We start from the raw sequence: 231 nt of genomic DNA, 5'->3' as shown, positions 1-231 counted from the left end.
ACGATCATGAACCGCCTTGTCGATGCCGGCAATACAGTAATCGTCATTGAGCATAACCTCGATGTCATTAGCCAAGCGGATTGGATTATTGATATGGGACCAGACGGAGGCAGCAACGGCGGCGAGGTCGTGTTCGAAGGCACGCCTTCACAGATTATCCACGCAGAGCAGTCGATCACAGGAAAATATTTGACATAGAGCAGGAAATCGTTTAGAAAAGCCCGCTATTCG

At 49.4% G+C, this 231-nt stretch carries 1 protein-coding gene; it reads left to right on the top strand.

From position 1 onward, the window contains the following. The coding region (locus tag CHH91_RS19205) for a hypothetical protein (RefSeq protein WP_141234260.1) at positions 1 to 198 on the top strand (198 nt) is incomplete at its 5' end. Between the last annotated feature and the right edge of the window lie 33 nt (positions 199 to 231).

Source organism: Virgibacillus sp. 7505 (assembly GCF_002272135.1).
Lineage (GTDB): Bacteria > Bacillota > Bacilli > Bacillales > Amphibacillaceae > Terribacillus.
Note: the sequence above shows the minus strand (reverse complement) of the source record. Positions and strands in the feature narration are given on the sequence as shown.